Annotated in this window: 20 protein-coding genes; 14 read left to right on the plus strand and 6 right to left on the minus strand. The window is 42.6% G+C overall.

Annotated features, from left to right (window positions below; translation table 11 throughout):
- The first annotated feature begins 86 nt into the window (after positions 1-86).
- The 4 genes from srfP (at position 87) to UJ203_RS17940 (ending at position 7,895) form a co-directional block, all read left to right on the plus strand.
- Entirely contained in the window at positions 87-3,236 is a 3,150-nt protein-coding gene (gene srfP / locus UJ203_RS17925) for a surfactin resistance protein SrfP (protein WP_322012923.1), read from the plus strand.
- Positions 3,237-3,386: 150 nt separating this feature from the next.
- The gene (locus UJ203_RS17930) at positions 3,387-4,298 is read left to right on the plus strand and encodes a diacylglycerol kinase (RefSeq protein WP_010333270.1); all 912 of its coding nucleotides are present in this window, start codon (positions 3,387-3,389) and stop codon (positions 4,296-4,298) included.
- A gap of 57 nt (positions 4,299-4,355) precedes the next feature.
- Positions 4,356-5,732, plus strand: coding sequence for a 23S rRNA (uracil(1939)-C(5))-methyltransferase RlmD (gene rlmD, locus UJ203_RS17935; RefSeq protein WP_322012926.1), 1,377 nt, complete (start codon positions 4,356-4,358; stop codon positions 5,730-5,732).
- 213 nt (positions 5,733-5,945) lie between these two features.
- Positions 5,946-7,895: a DUF2075 domain-containing protein gene (locus UJ203_RS17940; protein ID WP_105991289.1), complete on the plus strand. Its 1,950-nt coding sequence runs from the start codon at positions 5,946-5,948 to the stop codon at positions 7,893-7,895.
- Positions 7,896-7,944: 49 nt separating this feature from the next.
- On the opposite strand, the gene UJ203_RS17945 is transcribed toward UJ203_RS17940, so the two are convergent.
- The 5 genes from UJ203_RS17945 to UJ203_RS17965 all read right to left on the minus strand — a co-directional run bounded on the left by UJ203_RS17945 (position 7,945) and on the right by UJ203_RS17965 (position 11,908).
- Positions 7,945-8,142 (minus strand): hypothetical protein, encoded by a 198-nt coding sequence (locus UJ203_RS17945; protein ID WP_071582158.1) that lies wholly within the window; start codon positions 8,140-8,142, stop codon positions 7,945-7,947.
- On the minus strand, positions 8,132-9,259 hold the full coding sequence (locus UJ203_RS17950) for a Rap family tetratricopeptide repeat protein (protein ID WP_123374319.1): 1,128 nt from the start codon (positions 9,257-9,259) through the stop codon (positions 8,132-8,134). The genes UJ203_RS17945 and UJ203_RS17950 overlap by 11 nt, the downstream gene beginning before the upstream one ends.
- Positions 9,260-9,448: 189 nt before the next feature.
- Entirely contained in the window at positions 9,449-9,751 is a 303-nt protein-coding gene (locus UJ203_RS17955; RefSeq protein WP_322012931.1) for a hypothetical protein, read from the minus strand.
- Positions 9,752-9,826: 75 nt separating this feature from the next.
- The gene (locus UJ203_RS17960) at positions 9,827-10,132 is read right to left on the minus strand and encodes a hypothetical protein (protein ID WP_021481282.1); all 306 of its coding nucleotides are present in this window, start codon (positions 10,130-10,132) and stop codon (positions 9,827-9,829) included.
- A 6-nt stretch (positions 10,133-10,138) separates the two neighbouring features.
- Complete coding sequence (locus UJ203_RS17965; protein ID WP_322012934.1) at positions 10,139-11,908, minus strand: ribonuclease YeeF family protein; 1,770 nt, start codon at positions 11,906-11,908, stop codon at positions 10,139-10,141.
- A gap of 166 nt (positions 11,909-12,074) precedes the next feature.
- Between UJ203_RS17965 and UJ203_RS17970 the strand changes: the two genes are divergently transcribed.
- The 10 genes from UJ203_RS17970 (at position 12,075) to UJ203_RS18015 (ending at position 19,088) form a co-directional block, all read left to right on the plus strand.
- On the plus strand, positions 12,075-12,413 hold the full coding sequence (locus tag UJ203_RS17970; RefSeq protein ID WP_248339913.1) for a hypothetical protein: 339 nt from the start codon (positions 12,075-12,077) through the stop codon (positions 12,411-12,413).
- Positions 12,414-12,425: 12 nt separating this feature from the next.
- On the plus strand, positions 12,426-13,346 hold the full coding sequence (locus UJ203_RS17975; protein WP_248339914.1) for a DUF5655 domain-containing protein: 921 nt from the start codon (positions 12,426-12,428) through the stop codon (positions 13,344-13,346).
- A 104-nt stretch (positions 13,347-13,450) separates the two neighbouring features.
- Positions 13,451-14,035, plus strand: coding sequence for a hypothetical protein (locus tag UJ203_RS17980; RefSeq protein ID WP_322012941.1), 585 nt, complete (start codon positions 13,451-13,453; stop codon positions 14,033-14,035).
- Positions 14,036-14,196: 161 nt separating this feature from the next.
- Positions 14,197-15,339 carry a Rap family tetratricopeptide repeat protein gene (locus UJ203_RS17985; RefSeq protein ID WP_322012943.1) on the plus strand — a complete coding sequence of 381 codons (1,143 nt, stop codon included), beginning with the start codon at positions 14,197-14,199 and terminating at the stop codon, positions 15,337-15,339.
- On the plus strand, positions 15,329-15,511 hold the full coding sequence (locus UJ203_RS17990; protein WP_044163478.1) for a hypothetical protein: 183 nt from the start codon (positions 15,329-15,331) through the stop codon (positions 15,509-15,511). Before UJ203_RS17985 ends, UJ203_RS17990 begins: the two co-directional genes overlap by 11 nt.
- A gap of 169 nt (positions 15,512-15,680) precedes the next feature.
- A complete protein-coding gene (locus UJ203_RS17995) occupies positions 15,681-16,400 on the plus strand; it encodes a YebC/PmpR family DNA-binding transcriptional regulator (RefSeq protein WP_010333282.1) in 720 nt (239 codons plus the stop codon).
- Between the two features lie 136 nt (positions 16,401-16,536).
- Positions 16,537-17,031 (plus strand): spore coat protein, encoded by a 495-nt coding sequence (locus tag UJ203_RS18000; protein ID WP_105954761.1) that lies wholly within the window; start codon positions 16,537-16,539, stop codon positions 17,029-17,031.
- Positions 17,032-17,136: 105 nt separating this feature from the next.
- Positions 17,137-17,718 (plus strand): TetR/AcrR family transcriptional regulator, encoded by a 582-nt coding sequence (locus tag UJ203_RS18005; RefSeq protein WP_105954762.1) that lies wholly within the window; start codon positions 17,137-17,139, stop codon positions 17,716-17,718.
- A gap of 78 nt (positions 17,719-17,796) precedes the next feature.
- Positions 17,797-18,240, plus strand: coding sequence for a nuclear transport factor 2 family protein (locus UJ203_RS18010; RefSeq protein WP_202853034.1), 444 nt, complete (start codon positions 17,797-17,799; stop codon positions 18,238-18,240).
- Positions 18,237-19,088, plus strand: a complete 852-nt coding sequence (locus UJ203_RS18015; protein ID WP_322012950.1) for an NAD-dependent epimerase/dehydratase family protein — start codon at positions 18,237-18,239, stop codon at positions 19,086-19,088. The genes UJ203_RS18010 and UJ203_RS18015 overlap by 4 nt, the downstream gene beginning before the upstream one ends.
- Positions 19,089-19,145: 57 nt before the next feature.
- Here the strand turns inward: UJ203_RS18015 and UJ203_RS18020 are convergent, their stop codons facing one another.
- On the minus strand, positions 19,146-20,129 hold the full coding sequence (locus UJ203_RS18020; protein WP_322012952.1) for an amidohydrolase family protein: 984 nt from the start codon (positions 20,127-20,129) through the stop codon (positions 19,146-19,148).
- Positions 20,130-20,275 lie beyond the last annotated feature (146 nt).

Consider the following 20,275-nt stretch of genomic DNA (forward strand, 5'->3'; position numbering starts at 1 on the left):
GGTATATGAGTTGACGATGTTGCGTTATACCGTTTAGTATTATATAGAATGACCAGTCAGTCAATAAAAACAAAATGGAGGATATGATGAATCACGTTATTAATTTCGTTCTGAAAAACAAATTCGCCGTATGGCTGATGACGATTATTGTAACGGCAGCCGGCTTGTACGCGGGTATGAATATGAAGCAAGAATCCATTCCTGATGTAAACATGCCTTACCTGACAATCAGCACGACATATCCGGGAGCGACGCCTAGCCAAGTCGCTGATGAAGTAACGAAACCGGTTGAACAAGCGGTGCAGAACTTGGACGGCGTGAGCGTAGTTACGTCCACGTCCTATGAAAACGCATCGTCGGTTATGATTGAATATGATTATGAGAAAGATATGGACAAAGCGAAAACAGAAGCGGCTGAAGCATTAGAAAACGTCAGCCTGCCTGATGACGCGAAAGATCCTGAAATTTCCCGCTACAGCATGAATTCCTTCCCGATTCTGACGCTCAGCGTATCCAGCGATAAAGATAATCTTCAAGAGCTGACTAAAAAAGTGGAAGATGGCCTCGTACCGAAGCTTGAAGGAACAGAAGGAGTAGCTTCCGTCCAAGTGTCAGGCCAGCAGGTTGAAGAGGTTGAATTCTCTTTCAAAGAAGACAAAATGAAGGAATACAACCTTGATGAAGATACAGTCAAACAAGTGATTCAAGGTTCAGATGTGACAACTCCGCTTGGATTGTACACATTCGGCAAAGAAGAGAAATCAGTCGTCGTCAGCGGCGATATTGAAACCATTAAAGATTTGAAGAATATGAGAATTCCAACGGCATCTGCTTCTAGTGCAGGCAATAGCGCCGCAGCAGCACAAAGCGCACAAGCGGCTCAAAGCACGCAGGCGGCAGCACAGGCGCAGCAAAGTGTTAGCACAGACGTGCCGACGGTCAAGCTATCTGACATTGCAACGATTAAAGATGTCAAAAAAGCTGAATCAATTTCCCGTACAAATGGAAAAGACAGCATCGGCATCAACATCATCAAAGCAAACGATGCCAACACGGTAGAGGTTGCCGACAGTGTCAAAGATGAGCTGAAGCAATACAAAGAAGATCATAAAGGCTTCGAATACAGCGCAACCCTTGACATGGCAGAACCGATTACAGAATCAGTTGACACAATGTTAAGCAAAGCCATTTTCGGCGCTATCTTTGCGATTGTGATTATTCTCTTATTCTTAAGAGATATTAAATCAACATTAATTTCAATTGTTTCCATTCCGTTATCATTGCTGATCGCACTGCTTGTGCTGCAGCAGCTTGATATTACATTAAATATCATGACGCTCGGTGCAATGACCGTTGCCATCGGACGGGTTGTCGATGACTCCATCGTTGTTATCGAAAACATTTACCGCCGCATGAGACTGAAAGATGAACCGCTGCGCGGGAAAGCCTTGGTCCGTGAAGCAACGAAGGAAATGTTTAAACCGATCATGTCATCCACTATTGTGACAATCGCGGTATTCCTGCCGCTCGCATTGGTAGGCGGACAAATTGGTGAATTGTTTATTCCTTTCGCCTTAACGATTGTATTTGCGCTTGCCGCATCCCTGTTGATTTCGATCACGCTCGTGCCAATGCTCGCGCACAGCCTGTTCAAAAAATCATTAACGGGAGCGCCGGTAAAAGCGAAAGAACACAAACCTGGCAGACTTGCAAACATCTATAAAAAAGTATTGAACTGGGCGCTGAGCCACAAATGGATCACGTCTATCATCGCCGTTCTGATGCTGCTCGGAAGCTTGTTCCTTGTACCGTTAATCGGTGCCAGCTACCTTCCGTCAGCGGAAGAAAAAACGATGCAGATCACATACAGCCCTGAACCGGGTGAAACGAAAAAAGAAGCAGAAGATGAAGCTGAAAAAGCAGAAAAAGTCCTGCTTGACCGCAAGCATGTCGATACGGTTCAGTATTCATTAGGCTCTGGCAGCCCGCTTGCCGGAGGAGATTCAAACGGCGCATTGTTCTACATCAAATATGACAGCGACACGCCGGATTTTGATAAAGAAAAAGACAACGTGCTGAAAGAAATCAAAAAGCAGTCTGACCGCGGAGAATGGAAGTCACAGGACTTCAGCTCTTCAGGCAATAACAATGAATTGACATACTATGTGTATGGTGATTCAGAAAATGACATTAAAGACACTGTCAAAGACATTGAGAAGGTCATGAAGGATGAAAAGGATCTGAAGAACGTAAACTCAGGCCTTTCCAGCACATATGATGAGTATACATTTGTCGCTGACCAAGAAAAGCTGAGCAAACTCGGTTTAACAGCTTCGCAAATTTCTAAGGCCTTAATGTCAGAGACAGCACAGGACCCGCTCACAACCGTGAAAAAAGACGGCAAAGAGCTTGATGTGAACATTAAAACCGAAAAAGACGAGTATAAGAGTGTCAAAGATTTAGAGAACAAAAAGATCACATCAGCCACTGGCAAAGAAGTCAAAATTGGTGATGTGGCAAAAGTAAAAGAAGGCACAACATCTGATACGGTGTCTAAACGTGACGGAAAAGTGTATGCTGATGTCACTGGTGAGGTTGCATCAGATAACGTGACAGCTGTATCAGTTGATGTACAGAAGAAAATTGATAAGCTTGACATGCCTGACAACGTAACAATCGATACAGGCGGTGTTTCCGCAGATATCGCGGATTCCTTTACGAAGCTTGGATTAGCGATGCTAGCAGCGATTGCGATCGTCTACCTTGTGCTTGTGATTACATTCGGCGGAGCATTAGCGCCATTTGCGATTCTGTTCTCACTGCCGTTTACAATCATCGGTGCCCTGGTCGGACTTTACGTATCAGGTGAGACAATCAGTCTGAACGCGATGATCGGTATGCTGATGCTGATCGGTATCGTTGTTACAAACGCCATTGTCTTAATTGACCGCGTGATTCATAAGGAAGCGGAAGGACTGTCTACAAGAGAAGCGCTCTTAGAAGCCGGCTCCACACGACTCCGTCCGATCCTGATGACAGCCATCGCGACAATCGGCGCCTTGATTCCATTAGCTCTCGGCTTCGAAGGCGGAAGCCAGGTCATTTCAAAAGGACTCGGCGTAACGGTTATCGGCGGTTTAATCAGTTCGACGCTTCTGACGCTCTTGATCGTGCCAATTGTATACGAAGTATTGGCGAAGTTCCGCAAGAAAAAACCGGGAACAGAAGAAGAGTAAAAAACAAAAAGCCTCAGCTATGCTGGGGCTTTTCTGTGTTTCCTTCTGTAAGATTATGTACATTTTGTTGCGATTTTTTTAACTCATAGTATAATTAAAGGTTGTTAGTGTAAAAATGGATCGGATACTCTTAAGTAGGATGATGAGATAATGAAACGTGCACGCATAATATACAATCCGACTTCGGGACGGGAGGTTTTTAAAAAGCATCTTGCCCAGGTCCTGCAAAAATTTGAACAAGCCGGCTATGAAACCTCCACCCATGCCACAACATGTGCGGGAGACGCAACGCATGCTGCCAAGGAAGCGGCATTGCGTGAGTTTGACCTGATCATTGCGGCAGGCGGAGACGGAACGATCAACGAGGTCGTCAACGGGCTTGCTCCACTAGACAATCGTCCGACACTCGGCGTCATTCCAGTCGGCACAACAAATGACTTTGCCAGAGCGCTCGGCATTCCGCGAGAGGATATTTTAAAAGCGGCGGATACGGTGATTAACGGTGTTGCCCGCCCGATCGACATCGGACAGGTCAACGGCCAGTATTTTATCAATATCGCCGGCGGAGGCCGCCTGACGGAGCTGACGTACGACGTCCCAAGCAAACTCAAAACGATGCTCGGCCAGCTTGCTTATTATTTAAAGGGAATGGAAATGCTGCCTTCACTTCGTCCGACAGAAGTCGAGATTGAATATGACGGCAAGCTGTTTCAAGGTGAAATCATGCTGTTTTTGGTCACGCTGACAAATTCCGTCGGCGGGTTCGAAAAACTCGCGCCGGATTCCAGCCTGAATGACGGCATGTTTGATTTGATGATATTAAAGAAAGCAAACCTTGCTGAATTTATCAGAGTCGCATCAATGGCGCTCCGCGGCGAACACATCAACGATCAGCACATTATTTATACAAAAGCGAACCGCGTGAAAGTCAATGTATCAGAAAAGATGCAGCTGAACCTGGACGGCGAGTACGGCGGCATGCTGCCGGGCGAATTCGTGAATCTGTACCGACACATTCACGTCGTCATGCCGAAGGAGAAAGCGGAACAGCTGGATGACTAAAAACTTGGCTTTAATGAGCCAAGTTTTTCTTTCGCTTAAAACAAGAGGTGAACATACATGAAAATGAAACCCCCAGTAGAAAAAAATGAATACTACGACGTGACATTTGAAGATTTGACGCACGAAGGAGCGGGCGTCGCAAAGGTGCAGGGCTTCCCGATCTTCGTGCCGAACGCCCTGCCGGAAGAAAAAGCCCAAATCAAAGTCACACGTGTCAAAAAAGGCTTTGCCTTCGGCCGCCTGATTGAGCTGAAGGAAGAAAGCCCGCACAGGACCGACGCTCCATGCCCGATTTACAAGCAATGCGGCGGCTGCCAGCTTCAGCACATGACCTACGAAGGCCAGCTCTTGTTTAAACAAAAACAAGTCAAAGACGTCTTAGAACGGATCGGCAAGCTGGACCTGTCCAACGTCACCGTGCACCCGACACTCGGCATGCAAGACCCTTGGAACTACCGGAACAAAGCACAGGTGCCGGTAGGAGAACGGGAAGGCGGACTCGTCGCCGGATTCTATCAGCAAAGAAGCCATGACATCATCGACATGAGCGCCTGCCTGATCCAGCAATCCAAAAACGACGAAGCCGTCCAAGCCGTCAAAGACATTTGTGCCACATACGGTGTCAAAGCCTACAACGAAGAACGCCACAAAGGCTGGCTCCGCCACATCATGGTCAGATACGGCGTCGTGACGGGTGAAATGATGATCGTCTTCATCACAAGAACAAACGACTTCCCGCACAAAGCGAAGATCATTGAAGACATCACAGCGCAATTCCCGCACGTCAAATCCATCGTGCAAAACATCAACCCAAACAAAACAAATGTCATCTTTGGGAACGAAACAAACGTCATCTGGGGCGAAGAATACATCTACGACCTCATCGGAGACGTCAAATTCGCCATCTCCGCCAGATCGTTCTATCAGGTCAACCCAGAGCAGACAAAAGTGCTATACGACAAAGCGCTTGAGTACGCGGAGCTGAAAGGCGAAGAAACCGTCATCGACGCCTACTGCGGCATCGGAACGATTTCTCTCTTCCTGGCAAAGCAGGCGAAAAAAGTGTACGGAGTAGAGATTGTGCCGGAGGCAATTGAGGATGCCAAACGAAACGCCGAGCTCAACGGCATCACAAACGCTGAGTTCGCGGTCGGTGAAGCGGAAACCGTGATTCCAAAGTGGTATGAAGAAGGCATCACGGCCGATACACTAGTCGTCGACCCGCCAAGAAAAGGCTGCGACGAAGCACTCCTGCGGACGATTGTGGAGATGAAACCGAAGCGGGTGGTGTATGTGTCCTGTAATCCTGGGACGCTGGCGAGAGATTTACGGGTGCTTGAGGATGGCGGGTATGCGACACGCGAAGTGCAGCCTGTGGATATGTTTCCGCATACGAATCATGTGGAGTGTGTGGCGAAGCTAATATTGAAATAAACAGTGTCTTTTTTACAGGACACTGTCTTTTTTTATAAATTATTAAAAAATGAATGAAGTAAAGTATTGCTTTTTTTACCGATAAAAAATATAGGTTATTTGAATGTGATAAAATTAACAAATAAGTTTATCTAAAAGTATTTTAGTGTTAATGATCGTATAAATTCAAATGTATACTTATAAAAAGATAGTAAAAATGAAAAGGTGAAGGAAATGATAGTTTATGAAGCTACAAAGGAAGAGTTTCTAAGTGATGTGTTTGACGATAAATTGGTAACAAATATATGCAAAAACTACAATGACAAGATTGGCAAAATCAATGAGAGAGAGGTTAGATCCTGGGATAACTCTATGCAGTACATGTATAGGGTATTAAGTGATAGAGAAATTCCTAAGGACGCAGGAATTGCTATTGAGTTCAAAATACCCCATACTTCAAAGCGTATTGATTTTCTTATATCTGGGTCAGATAAAGATGGCCGTTCATCTGTTGTGATTGTAGAACTTAAACAATGGGAGAAAGTAGAGAAAATTGATGGTAAAGAGGCTATCGTTAAAACGTTTATAAATCAAGGTTTACGTGAGACAATCCACCCCTCTTATCAAGCTTGGTCTTATGCTGCATTAATTAAAGACTATAATGAAAATGCTCAAAAAGAAGATATCAATCTATATCCTTGTGCATACTTACATAACTACTTGAATCAGGGTACAGATGATCCGTTAACTGATTCAATATATGATTATTACATAAAAGAAGCACCTGTTTTTATCAAAGGTGATTCAGGCAAGCTTCGTGATTTCATTAAAAAGTATGTTAAGTATGGAGACAACAAAGAAATTCTATATACAATAGATAAAGGAAGAATAAGGCCTTCAAAGTCTCTTCAAGATGCGTTAAACAGTATGCTTCAAGGTAACCAAGAGTTTATGATGATTGATGATCAAAAAGTCGTTTATGAGGCTGCTTTACATTTAGCAAATGAAGCGTTACGTACAAACACAAAACAAGTCTTAGTTGTTGAAGGCGGCCCTGGTACAGGAAAGTCTGTTCTTGCAATAAATTTATTAGTAGAAGCAACAAATCGAAGTCTGGTAGCACAATATGTAACAAAAAATGCAGCTCCGAGAAATATATATGCTACTAAGTTAAAACAAAACTTTCGAAAAGGTCACATTGATAATTTATTTACAGGATCGGGCAGTTATATTAATGCTCCATCAGATGAATTTGATGTTTTGGTTGTTGATGAATCGCATCGATTAAATGAAAAATCGGGGTTATTTAATAACCTTGGGGAAAATCAAATTAAGGAAATAATAAATGCTTCCAAACTTTCTGTTTTTTTTATTGATGAACGTCAAAGAGTGACGTTAAAGGATATTGGGAGCATTGATACAATTCATAAATTCTCAAAAGAATTAGGTGCCAAGATTACAAATATGAAACTGGATTCACAGTTTCGTTGCAATGGTTCAGATGGTTATATAAGCTGGTTAGATGATGTTCTGCAAATTCGAGAAACTGCAAATTCTAATTATATTGGAACGAACTATGATTTTCGTATATATAAAAATCCAAATGAACTGCGTAAAGAGATAGAAAAGTTGAATAAAGTTAATAATAAATCTCGAATAGTTGCTGGTTACTGTTGGAACTGGGTGAAGGAAGGAAAAGCTAAAACAGAATTCCATGATATCGAGATTCCTGAATATCAATTCGGAATGAGTTGGAATTTAAATAACTCTGACACGTGGGCAATTGATGAAGATTCTGTTAATGAAATAGGTTGTATACACACATGCCAAGGTTTGGAATTTGATTATGTAGGTGTAATTATAGGTGATGATCTAGTATGCAGGGATGGAGTAGTATTGACCGATCATTCAAAGCGGGCAAAAACAGATACCTCCTTACGTGGTTTGAAGAAAATGTTAAAGCAAAATTCAGATGAAGCGGAGAAGCTTGCAGACGAAATTATCCGTAACACGTACAGAACATTGATGACTCGGGGACAGAAAGGCTGTTTTATTTATTGCATAGACAAAGAACTGGAAAATTACTTTTTAAAGAGGATGAAACAGATGCAAATGAATTATAAAGAGAATGAGTTTTTTAAGTCTTCATCAGTTGCTGAAGAAAAAGCACAATACAGGTATTAAATAAAATGATGCTATTAAAACAGACGCAGCCAAAAGCTGCGTCTTGTCCTTAACCAAGCGTTCCGTTTTCTGCAATCGTCATTTCCTTGTCAAAGATGGCTTTGTCTGCTAGGGAGTTCGTTGAATCGTTTGCAGCTTTGCTTGTCATGTTTCTGGATGCTACGTTTACTTCATTTCCTAAGGAAGAACTGATAAAGCTTACACCGATCAAAGCAACTACAGCGCACAACGTCAGTTTAAATTTCATACAAACAATCCCCTCTCTGAATTTGTTTGCGGGCATGAACCATCTTTTTGAAACAGATAACAGAATCATCCATCTGCCCAATTTCAGTATAAAACTTTGCGGCTAATAATGCCAACTCTTCCATATAAGGATATCCTTGGGATGTCTCTAATTTGTTGAAAACATTTAATAAAATGGACGCTTCTCCTTTTTTGACAAACAGCGCCTGTAATCCTTCAAACATAATTTTAAATAGGCCATCGTCGAATTTACATGCGAAGCGTACGCCTTTTCTGAAACAATCCATTGCTTGGTCTTGTTTATGTTGAAGAAAATAAATTAAGGCTAAATCGTGGTAAGCTTGTGTCAAGTTGTTGAAATTTGATTTTTTGAATTGGAGTATCGATTGCTCCATGTATTTTGCTGCTTTCGTCAATTCGCCCATTTTAAGATAACAATTTCCGATATTGAATAAAGCTTGGCCGTAAATTCGCTTGTTTTTGCTTTCAAGCAGCCGTGCGCCTTTTAGTGCCTGTTCGAGGTGAGGGAGCGCCTTTTCATGACTTTCTAGGTCATCGTAGTTTCCTGCGATCACAAAATGGCATTGTATGCGGCGGACTGAGTAAAGGTCGTGCGTTTTATAAATGTTATACGCCTGAGAAGAATAGTGCATGGATACATGGGTTTGTTTCATATGATAAAACACTTCAGCCATTTTAAAATAAAATTCTGCCCGCTCGATTTCATCTGAAATATAAGGAATTGTATTTTCCGCTTTTTGATAGAATGTAATGGCACTTAAGAAATTGCCCTCTTTGAATTCATACATTCCTTGAAAAAAGTAATAGTAGTATTCAACGAGCTTCTCCATCTTCCTGTTGCTGCCTTCAATTCTCTTTAAATATTCTGATAACTTCATTTGGTTTCCTTCAGATGGAATCACATAGTCAATCATAAGCTGATGGCGAAATGCAATGAGCTGATAGTAAATCAAGAGGTCTTGGTCTTCTTCCATGACGTCAATGTCCCGCTCAATCTCAGCTTTAAGCATTTCAGCGTCAGTCACATTAAACTTTTGAATATGCCGGTTCCACTCATTAATTTTCATCCCAACGTGCGGAGACGAAATCGTGCCCAAACTTCTCACCCTTCCTCTTCTCACTAATTATGTAAATTTTATCAATATTGAAATTTAATAGAAAGGGGTTGAGAGACCGCAAAAAAAATTTTCGGTGCAGTCCGCAAAAGGGAGTTTTGGTGTTTCGCTTTATATTTGGTTTTGTGAGGGTTAGTGGAAACTCAATTCGTAAAGTTAGGATTGCGGTTATTACGACTGAGCAGTTTCGTCATACTCTTTTAGCAGTTTTTCTGTCTTATGCATTTCTTTGAGCATAGGATTCATGTAGTCGTTAGCTGATTCTAGATATGCTGTCAGAGTATCTAGTTTATTTCTAACTTTAGAGAGGTCTTTTTCGAATTGTTCCTCTGTTGAATGTTGGATAAATTCTTTTGCCTCTTCGTATCTTTTTAATATGTTTTTCACCATTGGAGTTGGACTCTTTTGATTGTTTGTTTTTATTGATGTGATTGTTAAATTAATTTGTTTTATTAATTCTCTTCTTACTGTCAAAACGTTGCTCCTTATATTCAATATTGTAAGAGACAAAAATCCCCTTGAGATTAAGGGGATCATAAAAAATATTTATTAACCTAATGAATCTTTGTAATTTTTGAACAGAGTTACAGTTAAATCATCGATTTCTGAAAAATGCCATTCAAATGAAGTCATTAGTTTGTGAATATTCATTAAGTTATTATCAATCGAATCGGGGTTATTATAATCTACAGTTTTGCTTTCTTCTAAAAGTTTATCTAACGATTCAATTAATTTTTTGAAGTCATGTAAATTTTCGTGTTGTTCTTTCAATTCCTCTTTAGAAATTATTTCACCTCCAACATGATTATTTAAATTTTCCAAGTGAGTTAAAATTGTTTTTAATTTTTCTATCATATGTTCTCATCTCCAGTTTTTTATTGTTCTGCCTGTTGCTTTCTTGGTTTTATCGATATTAAGGGTCCCGTCTAGATTAAGAACGTACTTTACCTTCCCTTTTTTATCTATAACTTCAAGATGGTCCTTATGCATACCATCTAGATAAATCCCAAAACCCTTTTTTAGATATTCATTATCAATTTTTTTAGTGAGTTTATAAATTGACTGACCATCATATTTAATTTTTGTTTTTGTAACAGAGTCTTTAATTAAAGTTCCAAATTCCATTTCAGTAAAGAACGTTTCCATGTTAGCTACTGGTTTGATATTACCTGTATAATTACCAGAATTAGATGTTTCAGATTTCACGTGAAGATTACTTTTTTCTTCAATTGCCTTTTTGAGTAATGATGTATTCTTTACGTTATGTGTATTTTCTATATCTTGAGCAATGCCGGCCAAAGCTAGTTGTTTTTTATCTGTTATAAGTGAACTGAAGAAATCGTTTGTTTTTTTGACCCCTGTCTTCACATGAGTTGCTACTGTTCCACCTTCAACCACTTTACCTACCTTAGAAAGCTTGGTAGTCGTTTGCACTGCGGCACCTGCACCTTTTGGACCAACGAGATTTCCTATTGCATAACTGATATAATGCCCTTTTTCGTAAGCATCGCCATTTACCATTTTATCATTCCATGAGTCGGCGAGGTTTGTCCAGATGATTTTTGAATAAGAAGGTACGCTCAAAACTGTTGTAATTGTTTTTGTCAGTTTAAGTTCGGTAGGGAGCTGCGAAAATTCCCATGTGCCCACAACCAAGTCTTTGACGCCATATATCGTATCGTCAATCACATCGTCAATTCCATCATTAACTCCATCGACGAAATCAATTACTGTCTTACCGGCATTGATCACACTTTCACCGACAGTCTTCAGCTGTTTTGCTTGTTCCAGCTGCACTACATACTGTAACTGTGCAGGCTCAAGGTTCTCATACCCAATCTTCTTCGCAATTTCTAAATACTCATCCGGGTCTGAGACACCACTCGCAAGCTTTTTCTTTAAGTCTTTGATCTCTCGTTCCTTCGCTTCCTCTTTCTTAATCTTCAAGTAAGCATTCGTCCGCTTTTCAATATCGCCTTTTTTCTTATGTATGTCACTCTCACGATACGCCTTGGCGTTGTAGTGGATAGGTGTGGCGTTTTTGCCTTTGCCCGTTGCCTCTTGGAGCTTTTGGAAGTCGGACTTGATGAATTGTTCGTTTGGTTCTGACAGGGCGTATTCTGTATTCAGGTCTTCGTCTAAGGCGTTCAATTTTTCCAGTGTTTTTTTGCGTTTGTCGTTGGCATCGGCCAGCTCGTCTTTGAAGGTTTCTGTTGAAAACAGGTCGAGCGGGAGGATGTCGTTGATATCGTTCAGTATGTCTTTCATGGCTTTTTTCTGTTCGGACATGATGGATTTCGATTTTTTGTGGGCGTTTGCCAGCTCATGTTCCAGAAAGGATTCTTCGATGTATGCGTCAGAGAGGGCTTTATCCTCAACGGCTCCGGCGATGCTGTTGAAAAATGCGATTTTCATGTCGATGTAGTCGATCCATTGGTCGGTGACGCCGACGTGGTCGTGATAGAAGGCTTTGATGTTGCTGGCGCCTTTTCCTGAGAATTCGCTGTCACTGAGATCAGCGACGCTTTTTAAGGCTTTTCTCAAATTGACCATTTGCGTTCTTAGTTCTTTATACTCTTTCGCGCGGTCTGTTGCTTCAGAAAGCAGTGTTTTGGCTTCAAGTACTTTCATGACCATTTCCCTTCTTTTTTACACTCAATATCAAAATTTTACCACGGAGCAGAATAAGGGTGGGGGTGAGAACGTGTTTTGGTGGAAAAATGAGTCATTCGGCATGTGTCTAAGTGCGCAGTTTTGATATGATGATGATAGATCAATAAAAAGGGGAAGAGCTCATTTGGATAAAGATTTCTTAATCATAAAGATCAAGGATATTCAAAAAGGCGACACGCTAACGAACCGTGCCTGCGGGAACTGGGATATGAAATTGTCCAGGGCAAAGGAATGTAAACGGGCAATTGTTATTCGGAGCGGTGTAATTTTAAATGTTTACAAGATCGTTGATTCGTGGGAATCTGATGAACCCGCCAAGATCACTAAAACGAATAATAGAGTCCGGTTTCAATTGGCAGAGTGCCGTGACTATTCTTATTTGATTGGCAGTACGCTGAAAACGAAAACGCAAAATCCGGTTTCAAGTCTATCTTTAGAAACCTTAATGGAACTAGTAAAATAAAAGGAGCCTAGCATGTATCTCTATAAAGTAAACAAACAAAATCAGATAGAAGATATTCGCCAGAAACCGTTTAAAAAAGAGAAAGAGATTCAGGATTTATGTGAAACCAATCTTCGGAAGATGCTAGGTCTCAGGTTTGTAAAATCTGAATTTAGGATCAGTAATTTTCGCATTGATACGCTAGCGTTTGATGATGAGACGAATGCTTTCGTGATTATTGAGTATAAAAATACGAAGAACTTTAGTGTTGTTGACCAAGGCTATGCTTATTTAGCGGCGATGCTTAATCATAAAGCTGATTTTATTCTTGAATACAATGAGAATCATGATCGTCCTTTAAAGCGGGATGATGTGGACTGGTCGCAGTCTAAGGTCATTTTTATTTCACCTGTTTTTACGGTGTATCAAAAGCAATCCATTCATTTTAAAGATCTTCCAATTGAATTGTGGGAGATTAAAAGATATGAAAATGATCTGATTCATATGAATCAAATGAAAGCTGAGGGCGTATCCGAGTCGATTAAGACCATTTCGCGGCAAAGTGAGACCATTCAAGAGGTCAGTAAAGAAATTAAAGTGTTTTCTGAAGAGGATCACCTTGCAGATAAGCCGTTTGACATCATAGAGCTTTATCAGCAGCTAAAGGAATTCATTTTAAACTTGGACGATCATATTTCAATCAAACCGACGAAGATTTATATTGCGTTTACGTCAAATAAGCGAAACTTCGTGGATATTTCTCTTTTAAAAAGCGGACTTAAGGTGTGGGTGAATATGAAAAAGGGAGAATTGCAGGATCCTGAAGAGAGAATGCGGGATGTCTCTGAGACCGGCCACTGGGGAAATGGCGACTATGAGATTTTCATAAAGGACGACGAACACATTGAATATATCACGGGATTGATCAAACAATCCTACGAGAAAAATAAGTGAGAACTTCTATTGAGAAGTTCTTTTTTTATTGGGTTACAAGGGAAATGTGCAGAGCACGTTGAAAACGATATAGAGTTTTTAACCATATAATGGGAGTTGTTTATATGAAAAAGCGTTATATACTATTAGGCTTGCTCGCAAGTGTTTTTATGTTGATTGCATATATTTACTCTCAAAATAAGAATACGTATCCTGTCAAAGCTTCCGCCATCCATCCTGAAGAAGACCGCATCTTTTTTATTTACTCCAATCCCTTCATGAAAGAAAGTACGCTGCTCTCAACCTCAACAGGCGAAAGATTTAATAGGCGCACGTTCAAGGTGGCGGATGTGCCGTACATTCAAACAAAATCTTACGCATCAACAGACATTGTATTATTAGCGGAACACGAGTCTTTTTATTACACGCTGGAGAAGGATGCCATAAAAAAGCATCCGCTACCAAATCCATTTTCGTTCTGGTATGAGGGGAAGGATTTTTCTTTTCATACATACGACTTGAAATTCCCTTATATGGAGGGGAAGTTTAAGGGGAATCAACTGTATGTTGTTGCCCAGGAAGAGCATAAAAAGGGCATTGGCGGATATGTGGGTGTGTTTGATATTCGATCTAAGAAGAAGCTTTATCAGTTTGATTTGCCTGAGGAACAAGTGAAGGTTCAGGATTTTGTGGTGGTGTACGATCGGTGAAAACGTATAGGAAATAAGTGACACGGGACCCTTCCATGGGGTCCTTTTTAGCGGAGAAAAACAAATTGACAGGATGAAAAAACAATTTCTTCCTGTTGTCTTGTTTTCAAAATTTGGGATTGATAGAATATGACATATCTTACAGAGAGGGAGGGAAGCGAGTGAAGCAAGCGATACCATCTTCGCGTGTTGGTGTTAAGATTAATGAATGGTACAAGATGATTCGACAGTTCAGTGTTCCGGATGCTGAGGTTCTGAAAGCGGAAGTGGAGCAGGACATTCAGCAGATGGAAGAGGATCAGGATTTGCTGATCTATTATTCTCTGATGTGTTTTCGGCACCAGCTGATGCTGGATTATTTGGAGCCGGGACAAACATACGGGAATCGCCCTACAGTGACAGAGCTTTTAGAAACGATTGAAGCCCCTCAGAAAAAACTCACAGGTCTTTTGAAATACTACTCTTTGTTTTTCCGCGGCATGTATGAATTTGATCAGAAAGAATATGTTGAAGCGATTGGATATTACCGTGAGGCGGAGAAGGAGCTTCCGTTTGTAACAGATGAAATCGAGAAAGCGGAATTTCATTTTAAGGTGGCAGAAGCATACTACAATATGAAACAAACTCATGTGTCGATGCATCATATCCTTCAAGCCTTAGACATTTATCAAGATCATCCGTTATACAGCATGAGAAGAATACAAAGCATGTTTATCGTAGCGGGAAATTATGATGACTTCAGATGTTATGATAAAGCGCTCCCGCATTTAAGAAAGGCGCTGGAGCTGGCAATGGACATTCAAAACGACAGGTTCATTGGCATCTCTTTATTGAACATCGCCAACAGTTATGACAGGTCAGGAAGATATGATTTGGCAATTGAGCACTTCCAAAAAGCGGCGAAAGTAAGCAGAGAAACGGTCCCTGACTTGCTGCCGAAAGTCTTGTTTGGGTTAAGCTGGACATTATGTAAAGCTGGACAAAAACAGCAGGCGTTTCAGTTTATAGATGAAGGTTTAGAACATATCAAAAAATATCCAAATACGCTTCACCATAAATACTATAAAGAATTGTATACGTTCTTACAGGCGGTGTACAAAGATGTTATGGATGAAGACAGGATTCATGATGTATTGAGCTGCTTTAAAGAAAAGAATCTGCACGCCTATGTGGAAGCATGTGCCCAAAGTGCGGCATCTGTATTTGAAAGCCGCTGTCATTTTGAAGATGCTGCTGTGCTTTACCGAAAAGTGCTGCAAGCGCAAAAGGATATTCAAAAAGGGGAGTGTCTATATGAATATTAAGAAAAAAGTGATGGTATGTCTTGGTGTAACACTTATATTTGGCGGCAGCCTGTCTTTTCCTTTCTTGACAAACTCCGGCGGTGTTAAGGAATCAACGGATCGAAACACGACGTATATCGATCATTCTCCTCACAATGACATGACTGATCAGGATAAGAAAGCCCTTAGCTAGGGCTTTTTTTCTTGCTTTATTGGAAGTTTGTGTCGTCTCGTACTTTTAAACTATCGCATTCCTTCTATTTCTAACGCAAGACACTCGAAACAACCAAAGCATTTGAGGTATAATGGTTAAAGTGAATAACAGTATTTAGATTGATATATATGAAAGAGAGTGGAACATCATGGGCCGTAAGTGGAACAATATTAAAGAGAAGAAGGCGTCTAAGGACGCAAATACGAGTCGGGTTTACGCAAAGTTTGGCCGTGAGATTTATGTGGCGGCTAAGCAGGGCGAGCCTGATCCGGAATCCAATCAGGCGCTGAAGGTTGTGCTTGAGCGCGCGAAGACTTACAGCGTGCCGAAAAATATCATTGAACGTGCGATCGAGAAGGCGAAGGGCGGAGCGGAAGAAAATTATGATGAGCTTCGTTATGAGGGCTTCGGGCCGAACGGATCAATGATTATCGTTGATGCGCTGACGAATAATGTGAACCGTACGGCGCCGGAAGTGCGTGCGGCGTTCGGAAAAAATGGCGGAAACATGGGTGTGAGCGGATCTGTTGCTTACATGTTTGACGCAACGGCTGTTATTGGTGTGGAAGGCAAAACGGCTGATGAAGCGCTTGAAATTCTCATGGAAGCGGATGTGGATGTCCGTGATATTTTAGAAGAGGATGACAGCGTGATCGTCTATGCGGAGCCGGATCAATTCCATGCAGTGCAGGAGGCATTTAAAAACGCGGGCGTTGAGGAATTTACGGTAGCGGAGCTGACCATGCTTGCGCAAAGTGAAGTGACACTTCCTGAGGACGCGAAAGAACAGTTCGAAAAGCTGATTGACGCGTTAGAGGACTTGGAAGACGTTCAGCAGGTGTATCATAACGTAGATCTTGGTGAATAAAAAAGGAGCAGACTGTCATGGTCTGCTTTTTTTATTGTCCGGGAAATTGTTTTATCCGTTTATAGGCAGGTGTCTATACGATCTGTAAGCTCTTCTCATACGCTGGACTGTAACCTATGTGAAGGAGAGATTGGATATGACTGATACAAGACACTTCTGCTGCGGACCCGGTTTTGGTGCTTACCCAGGCTATGGTGCAGGCGATCCGGGATTCGGCATGTACGGAGGCGCGGGCTATCCGGGCCATGGCATGTATACGGGGATGGGCCAACCAGGTTATGGAGGCGCGGGTTATCCGGGCCATGGCATGTATACAGGGATGGGCCAACCAGGTTATGGAGGCGCAGGCTACCCGGGTTATGGCATGTCTGGAGGATTCGGCGGCTACCCAAGCGGAGGCTATCCGAGCTCAATGAGTGATCCGAGCTACGGAATGCACTATGATAATGATGGACATCACCACCATTACCCTGATGGAAATTACGGACACCATCAGGATGGAAATTACGGACACCATCAGGATGGAAATTATGGCCATCATGAGGACGGAAATTACGGGCATCATCATGATGGTAACTACGGGCACCATCACCACCAAATGGGGCACTGGGGAAAAGACGGCCATAAATAAAAAGCGTGGAGAACGGACACTCTTGCTGATCAAGGGTGTTTTTTTGTTTTTCTTGACTGTTCAGTCTAGAAAAGGTAATATCTTCTTGCAGGAGGTGATATTCGTTTGGGTAGGAATAAAGAATTCGATACCGCGCTTGTTTTACGCAGAGCGATAGAGGTTTTTGGAGAGTATGGCTACGAAGGCACGTCGCTGCAAGAGCTGCTTTCTCATTTAGGCATTGCGCGCCAGAGTTTGTACGATACGTATGGAACGAAGCGGGATCTGTTTTTGTCCGCTGTGAAAACGTATCTTGAGGGAAAAAACGCGGCTGTTGTGGAAAGGCTTGAGGCACCGGGCTCTGTCAAGGAAGCCATTCGTGATATTTTTCAGGAGGGTGTGAATGTCCTGAAAGATCCTGAACGTTCAAAGGCGTGTTTTATCATCAACAGCGCTATTGAACAAATCCCGCATGATTCGGACCTTGCCCAGTACTTTGAAGGGCAGACGAAACAGCTTGAGACGGCCTTTTATCAGGCGCTGAGAAGGGCACAGGCTGAAGGAGAATTGAAGGAACATCTTGATATATCGGCGCTTGCCCGTTATTTAAACCAGAGCCGGCTGTCTCTGACGTTTATCGCTAAGGTTTCTGCTGATTTTAACCAGCTTCAGGATTATGTTGAAGTGAGTTTATCTGTACTTGATTAACTTTTTTTGATAAAGGGTGCTTTGCCCTTTGATGCAGTTTTCGGACTGAATGGTCTAAAATAAACGAGGTGATGATCCATGATGATGACGGAATACGAAAAAGCATGTGACACACTGAATCAATTTATGCAATATATGCTTGAAAAGGATATGGAGCGCTGGACAGAGCTGTGGGATGAACATGCCGTATTGGAGATTCCCTATGCGCCAGAGGGATTTCCGGAAAGAATTGAAGGGAAGGCGGCCATTTACGATTATATTAAGGATTTTCCTGATAACATTCATATTTCTGCTTTTACTGCTCCGACAGTGTATCGCTCGGCTGATACAAACACGATCATTGCGGAGTTTCAATGTGAAGGCTATTCGATCGCGACTGGGCTGCCTTACCGGCAAACCTATATCAGTGTGATTGAAACGAAGGACGGCAGCATTTTGCATTATAAGGATTATTGGAATCCGCTTGTCGTAAATGAGACGTTTGAAGAAACATTTGTACAAACAGAGGAGGATGAAAAATGATGAGTCACGATCAGATTCTGATTACGGGAGGAACCGGCACAACAGGGAGCCGGATTGCTAAACGGTTAATTGAGCAGGGTTACAGCGTTCGCATCGCGAGCAGGAAAAAGGGCGAGATTAGCAATGCGGAGTATGTATATTTTGATTGGAAGGATGAGTCCAGCTTTACGCCTGCATTGGAGCGGGTGAAACGGATTTACCTCGTTGCGCCGGTTGGTGTGTTTGATCCGTCTCCTTATGTGCTTCCCTTTTTAAAGGAAGCACAGCGGCTCGGTGCTGAACGTGTGGTGATGCTCAGCGCGTCCGCTGTTTCTGAGGATGGTCCTGTGTTTGGGGCATTGCATCGTGCAGTACGCGGGTTTCCGGAATGGGCGGTGCTGCGGCCGTCATACTTCATGCAAAACTTCATCAATGTCCAGCATCGCATGTCCATTCAAACTGAAGGGCAAATCATCGCGGCGGCGGGTGAAGGGAAACTTGGTTTTATTGATGCTGATGATATTGCGGAAACAGGAGTGCGTGCTTTGATTGACAGTGTGCCTCATAATACTCATCATATTCTGACGGGACCTGAGGCGCTGAGCTACGATGAAGCGGCGGAGATCATCGGAGCCGCGGCGGGACGTCCGGCGGTGACGCATGTCAGCATTTCTTCTTCCGAACTGCAAAACAGGATGGAAACAGCAGGTTTGCCTGCGGATTACGCCCGTTTTATGGCGGAATTAGAAGAAGCGATCCGCCATGGTGCCGAACACCGGGTGACGGATACAGTGAAGCGTGTCACGGGAAAAGAGCCCCGCTCGCTGGATGAGTTTGCGGCTGATCACGCTTCGTACTGGACGCGCTGATCTCATTTTGGACTGAATAGTCCAGAAAGACCTTCGGCTCTGCCGAAGGTCTTCTTTTTATCTATTGAGTTTAAAAAGGCTGGCCGCGTTTTCGGTGCCGATTTTGAATCGGTCTGTTTCACTGATTGGACACTGGTCAAACCAGGAAGAGATTTCTTCCATCGTTTCATACGGATAGTCCACCGAGAATAAGATGCGGTCAGAGCCGACCTCTAACAATGTATCAATTAATGCCTGTGTTCTGAATACGCCGCTTGTTGTGAGATAAAAGTGTTTGCGGAGATATTCAGTCGGCGCTTTTTTATGGTTTCCGTGGGTCTCAGGGCGCTGATGGCGCAGTCTGTGCTCGACGCGCGGCAGCGTAAACGGCAGACCCTCGCCTAAGTGTCCGAGAATTACGGTCAAATCAGGGTATTCGTCAAACAGGCCGCTCAGAATCAGGCGGATGGCGTGTGTTGCTGTTTCAACCCCAAAGCCCCACGCTGAGCCGAGGAGGCCTTCGTAGCCTTCATAGATACGCTGCTGATTTGGCAGCGGGATACGCGGATGCAGATAGACGGGAACCTGAAGCTGTGCAGCTTTCTCCCAGAAAGGGCGTACCTGTGGCTCGTCTAAATATTGAGCGGTATTTTCGTCCCCGATATTACTGTAGCCGTTGACCAAGGCGCCGACAAAACCGAGTTCGTTTACTGCCCGCTCCAGCTCCTTCGCGGCTTCTTCAGGATCTTGAAGCGGAACCGCCGCAAATGCTTTAAAACGGTCTGGATGTGTGGAAACGAAGAATTCCGCAGCGTGATCGTTCATTTGCTTTGCGAGTTTCACAGCTCTGTCAGGATCGGTGATTCCTTCAATCCCCGGCTGGGTTAATGAGAGAATCGACGTTTGGATGCCGTTTTTATCCATGTCTTCAATCCGTTTTTCGAATTCCTGCAATCGTTTTTGGACAGCGCTGAAATATTCATCGTCAGTAAAATTGTGACTTCCCGTTGCCGGAAAATCAGGAGATTCCCAGTGCTCTTCTAATGCGATTTTTCCATTCATGTCAAAGGCTCCTCTCTTTATCATGGCTGGTGTAGATCAGATGGAGTGCACTCATTTTACGTCACGAAGCTTCGTTTCAACAGGTAATGAACATCGTGTTTATTACTTTACATCATGTACAAGATGTAAGTTCATGGTACAGTAGA

It is taken from the genome of Bacillus sp. V26 (assembly GCF_034296245.1).
GTDB lineage: Bacteria > Bacillota > Bacilli > Bacillales > Bacillaceae > Bacillus > Bacillus halotolerans.